At 68.6% G+C, this 4,384-nt stretch carries 5 protein-coding genes; 1 reads left to right on the top strand and 4 read right to left on the bottom strand.

Features of this window, described 5'->3' with window-relative positions; genetic code table 11:
* Positions 1-711: 711 nt before the first annotated feature.
* The 4 genes from VEG08_15330 to VEG08_15315 form a co-directional block, all read right to left on the bottom strand.
* On the bottom strand, positions 712-1,149 hold the full coding sequence (locus tag VEG08_15330) for a response regulator (GenBank protein HXZ29366.1): 438 nt from the start codon (positions 1,147-1,149) through the stop codon (positions 712-714).
* Positions 1,150-1,587: 438 nt separating this feature from the next.
* Positions 1,588-1,941: a hypothetical protein gene (locus VEG08_15325; GenBank protein HXZ29365.1), complete on the bottom strand. Its 354-nt coding sequence runs from the start codon at positions 1,939-1,941 to the stop codon at positions 1,588-1,590.
* A 29-nt stretch (positions 1,942-1,970) separates the two neighbouring features.
* Positions 1,971-2,501 (bottom strand): GNAT family N-acetyltransferase, encoded by a 531-nt coding sequence (locus VEG08_15320; GenBank protein ID HXZ29364.1) that lies wholly within the window; start codon positions 2,499-2,501, stop codon positions 1,971-1,973.
* Positions 2,498-3,460: a PhzF family phenazine biosynthesis protein gene (locus tag VEG08_15315; protein HXZ29363.1), complete on the bottom strand. Its 963-nt coding sequence runs from the start codon at positions 3,458-3,460 to the stop codon at positions 2,498-2,500. The genes VEG08_15320 and VEG08_15315 overlap by 4 nt, the downstream gene beginning before the upstream one ends.
* Before the next feature lie 241 nt (positions 3,461-3,701).
* Between VEG08_15315 and VEG08_15310 the strand changes: the two genes are divergently transcribed.
* Entirely contained in the window at positions 3,702-4,367 is a 666-nt protein-coding gene (locus VEG08_15310; protein ID HXZ29362.1) for a peroxiredoxin, read from the top strand.
* The last annotated feature ends 17 nt before the right edge of the window (positions 4,368-4,384 follow it).

Raw genomic sequence — 4,384 nt, 5'->3', positions numbered from 1 at the left:
TGGCCCACCCAAAGCCCCGAGGGTGCCCCGTCCTTCGCGTTCGTTGCGAAGGGTGGGGACAGTGAACCGGGCGGTGGCTTGGGAGTCGCGGGGCGGAAACGGGTCACTGGTTCCAGGAAGAGTTCACCAGGATGGTTCTCTCGCCCACCCTTTGCCAGAAGCGCCCGTCGCCTGCGCTCCGGGCCGGCAAAGGGTGGGGCACCCCCCGGCTGTTCTGCTTTCGGGATATACTCTGCCGCGAAAGGTGGGCCACCCCGCCGGCCTCAATTCTGAAAATGCCTCCCGACATCGCAGGAGGCGTCGAGCCTATAGGGGTCCTTCGACTCGCGCCACCTTGCGGCCAAGCCGCAAGACGGCGCTCGCTCAGGATGACAACTTCAAGAGAAGTGTGCTCGTTCACTCAGGCCAAAGGCAGGCTTGAGTGGGCCACCGGCGAAAGGTGGGCCACCGCACCGGCTCGGCTCAGCGGGGAGCAACAGTTTCCAAACAAGACCCAAGGTCCTCTTCGACAAGCTCAGAGTTTCGGCCGGCGGCTCAGACCCTTCGACTCCGCTCAGGGCAGGCTGTGCCGAAACGCCTCGACTTCGACTCGTGGCCGCCCGGCCCGCCAAGAGCGCGGGCGGGGAAGAGCAGGCGGCCACTCGCTCAGGATGACAATCCACTAAGGTTCGCGCCGGCCAACGACCAACGGCCAAGGACCGACCACTGCGGTCAGGAGGCGGCGGAGATGGGCAGGGGAGAAACCGCGGCGGCGGAGGCGGGCTCGGCGGCGACGCGGCGCGGTCCACGCTTGCGCACCAGCAGCAGGCGGATGCGCTCCAGCAGCTCGGCGGGAGCGTACATGCCCTTGGGGAGGAAGACGTCGGCGCGGGTGTCGCGCTCGTAGACCTTGATCTTGCCGGAGAAGAGGATGCAGGGAGTGGCGGGGGAGAGCGTCTTGACGCGCTCGATGAGTTCGGTGCCGTCGAGGCCGGGCATGACCAGGTCGCTGAGCAGCAGGTCGATGCCGCCGCGCTGGAAGATCTCCAGGGCCTCGCGGCCGTTGGCGGCGGTGACGACGCGGTAGCCGCGGGTCTCGAGCATGACCTTGCGGATGGAGAGCGCCTGCTCGTTGTCGTCCACGCACAGAATGACTTTCTTCGGCTTCATGGTTTCTTCCCCCCCGACGCGCGCCGCCGCTGGGAGCCGGCCGCTGCGTCCCCCCCCCGAGAAAACAAGGCCCGCATCCTAAAAGGCGGAGGCGCGCGTGTAAAGTACCGCGCAAGACACTAAGGAAATCTTCGTGGAAATCTTGTGGAGGCTGTGGAGGCAGGCGAAGAGCCGTGCCCAGCGCGGGATTCCGCGAGAGCGATTCCGCGAGCGTTAATCAGTCGGTCATTGGGGCGGGGAGGCGGGAAAACGAACCCCGAGATCCCTCGCTGCGCGCTCGCTTCCCGTCGGTTGCGCCTCGGGGTCGCTCGCGCTGGCTCGGGATGACAACCGTAAGAAGAGGAGCGCCGTTGCGGCACGGCTGAAGCCGTGCCCTTACGAAAGACTGCGGGGCGGGAGGTTCTCGGTCCCACTCAAGCCAAAGGCGGGCTTGAAAAGTCACTCCGGGAACCGCAGCAGGAAGGCGTCGCCGGGGGCGAGCGCGGGCGAGCCCGGCGGGAGGATGAGCAGGCCGCGGCCGAAGCAGCTCTTGAGGCGGGCGAGGCCGGCGGGGCGCCAGGCGCGGTCGCGCGCCTGGTACTGGACCGCGGCCTCGGGGTGGGCGCGCAGCAGTTCGGCCAGGCGCGCCTGCTCCTGCGGGTCTTTGTGATGGAAGACGGCGACGGTGACTCCGGTGGCGGCGTCGTGGTGGACCTCGAGCACGCGGCAGGCGACGGTGGCGGGAGCGGGGGCGGCGGCCCTCGCCAGCGAAAGCGCGAGCAGGAGAGCGCAGCAGAGCGCGGGAGCGCGCATAGGGCACCTCCGGGAGATCGCTGACAAGCTTAGTCCTGCGGGCGGGTGCTGGAGAAGACCAGGTCGGTGCGGGAGGAGCCGTCGGGGGAGGGGCGCGGGGCGGTGCGCAGAAGGCGGGCGCCGATCTTGCGCAGCGCCTGCTGCGAGCGCAGGTTGTGCTCGCCCACCACGAAGACCACGCGCGCCACGAAGCGGAAGGCGTGGGCGAGCATGAGCGACTTCATCTCGCGGTTGTAGGCGCCGCCCCAGCAGGCGCGCTCCAGGAAGGTCCAGCCGATCTCCACCTCGCTCTCTTCGGGCTTGAGGTTGCAGTAGCGGGAGGAGCCGATGACGCGGCCGGAGCGGCGGTCGAGCACGGCGAAGGCGCCGCCGGACTGGATGGCCCCGTCGAAGAAGCGCTGGAAGACCTCTTTCTTATAGCGGTCGCTTTCGGGATGCTGCTCCCAGATGAGAGGGTCGCTGGCGGCGGCGAAGAGGGCGGGGAAGTCGTCGAGGCGGAGGGGGCGGAGGACCACCAGGTCGCCTTGCAGAGTGGGCTGGAGATCGAAGTCTGGGCTCACAGCACCACTTCGCCGCGGAGGACCTCGACGGCGTGGCCGCCGACGCGGACGTTGGAGACGCGGTCGCCCTCGCGCGCGGCGCGCACGAAGAGCTGGCTGGGGCGCTTGATCTCCATGCCCTGCTCGAGCAGGGCGCGCTGGCCGGGCGGGAGCACGCCGTAGCGCACGCCCCAGGCGGCGGCGCAGCCGGCGGCGGAGCCGGTGGCCGGGTCCTCGCCGTTGTAGAAGATCATGCGGGCGTGCAGGCGGGCGGCCGGGTCCACCCCGCCGCGACAGACGAAATAGAAGAAGTGGCCCTGGCTGCGCTGCAGGTAATCGGCCATCTGGTGCCAGGCGACGCGCAGGTTCTGCAGGCGCTGCAGCGAACGCAGCGGCACCAGGGTGAACTCCAGCCCGGTGGAGACGGTCTGGATGGGGGCGCTGGGATCGAGGTCGTCGATGGAGAGGCCGGTGGCGCGGGCGACCTCCTCGGGGCTGTGGACGGGGCCGAAGCTGGGATCGCGCTGGCACATCTCGCCGAACATCAGGCCGTCGCGGCCCTCCTCGAAGCTCACCGGGACCTTGCCCACCTTGAGGTCGAGGTGGATGACGTTCTCGTGGCCGCGGGTGCGGATCATGTGGTCTTCGCTGCGGGCGCGGCGGTCGGTGCCGTGCAGGGTGAAGGCGGTGCCCAGGGTGGGATGGCCGGCGAAGGGCAGTTCCTCGTCCACGGTGAAGATGCGCACCTTGACGCCGGCGTTGCGTTCGGTGGCGATGTCGCGGGGGAAGATGAAGGTGGTCTCGGAGAGCATCATCTCGCGGGCCAGGGCCTGCATCTCGGGGTCGGAGAGGCCGCGGGCGTCGGTGAAGACGGCCAGGGGATTGCCTTCCAGGGGACGGCGGGAGAAGACATCGAGCTGCACGAACTCATAGCGGCGCAGGGAGCCGGTGGATTCGCCCACGGGGACGCGGTTTGACATGCTGTTTTCCCCCGCCGTATTCTAGCTTTTTGCCATGAGGATATGCCTCATTTTCGGCGCCGGCCGCGGGGAGCGCGGAGGTTGTCGGCCGACGCCGGGGTGGGGCTAGGAGCCAGAGCCGGATCCCCAACCCACCCCGGCGCCGGACGTAGCGGGTGGGTCTTTGTTTCCACCGGCAGCCTGCCCAGCCCGTCCGGCCGCCGCTTCCGCAACCGCCGGCAGGAACTAAGGAGAAGAGAGCATGAGCGTAGAGACCGCTGTCCCCCGGCTGCCGCGCATCAACGAGACGGCGCCCGACTTCCACGCCAAGAGTACCCACGGCATGATCCGCCTGAGCGACTACACCTCGAAGGGCAAGTGGGTGCTGCTGTTCAGCCATCCCGCCGACTTCACCCCGGTGTGCACCACCGAGTTCGTGGAGTTCGCGCGCGCCGCCGAGGAGTTCCAGAAGCGCAACGTGCAACTGATCGGCAACTCCATCGACAGCGTGTACTCGCACATCGCCTGGGTGCGCAACATCGAGGAGAAATTCGGGGTGAAGGTGTGGTTTCCGGTGATCGCCGACCTGGACCAGAAGGTGGCGCACGCCTACGGCATGGTGCACGAGGCGGTGAGCGACACGGCGGCGGTGCGCGCCGTCTTCTTCATCGATCCCAAGGGGATGGTGCGGGCGCTTTTGTACTACCCGCTCTCGCTGGGGCGGAACATCGGGGAGATCCTGCGGGTCTTCGACGCGCTGCAGACCGCCGACGGCAACGCCTGCGCCACCCCCGCCAACTGGCAGCCGGGGGAGAGCGTGATCGTGCCCGCGCCCATCACCCAGCCGGACGCGGAGAAGCGCGCCGGGGGCGGCGACGGCCTCGAGGTCAAGGACTGGTACTTCGCCAAGAAGAAGCTGGGGAAGTAGCAGCGGTCAGGCTTCAG

The sequence above is a fragment of the Terriglobales bacterium genome (assembly GCA_035624475.1).
GTDB lineage: Bacteria > Acidobacteriota > Terriglobia > Terriglobales > Acidobacteriaceae > DASPRL01.
This window is presented reverse-complemented; position numbering and strand designations above follow the sequence as displayed.

What these genes read in the sequence shown, in the direction of transcription:
- VEG08_15310 (HXZ29362.1), top strand. Translation starts at nt 3,702, where the DNA reads ATGAGCGTAGAGACCGCTGTCCCCCGGCTGCCGCGCATCAACGAGACG.
- VEG08_15315 (HXZ29363.1), bottom strand. Translation starts at nt 3,460, where the DNA reads ATGTCAAACCGCGTCCCCGTGGGCGAATCCACCGGCTCCCTGCGCCGC.
- VEG08_15330 (HXZ29366.1), bottom strand. Translation starts at nt 1,149, where the DNA reads ATGAAGCCGAAGAAAGTCATTCTGTGCGTGGACGACAACGAGCAGGCG.
- VEG08_15325 (HXZ29365.1), bottom strand. Translation starts at nt 1,941, where the DNA reads ATGCGCGCTCCCGCGCTCTGCTGCGCTCTCCTGCTCGCGCTTTCGCTG.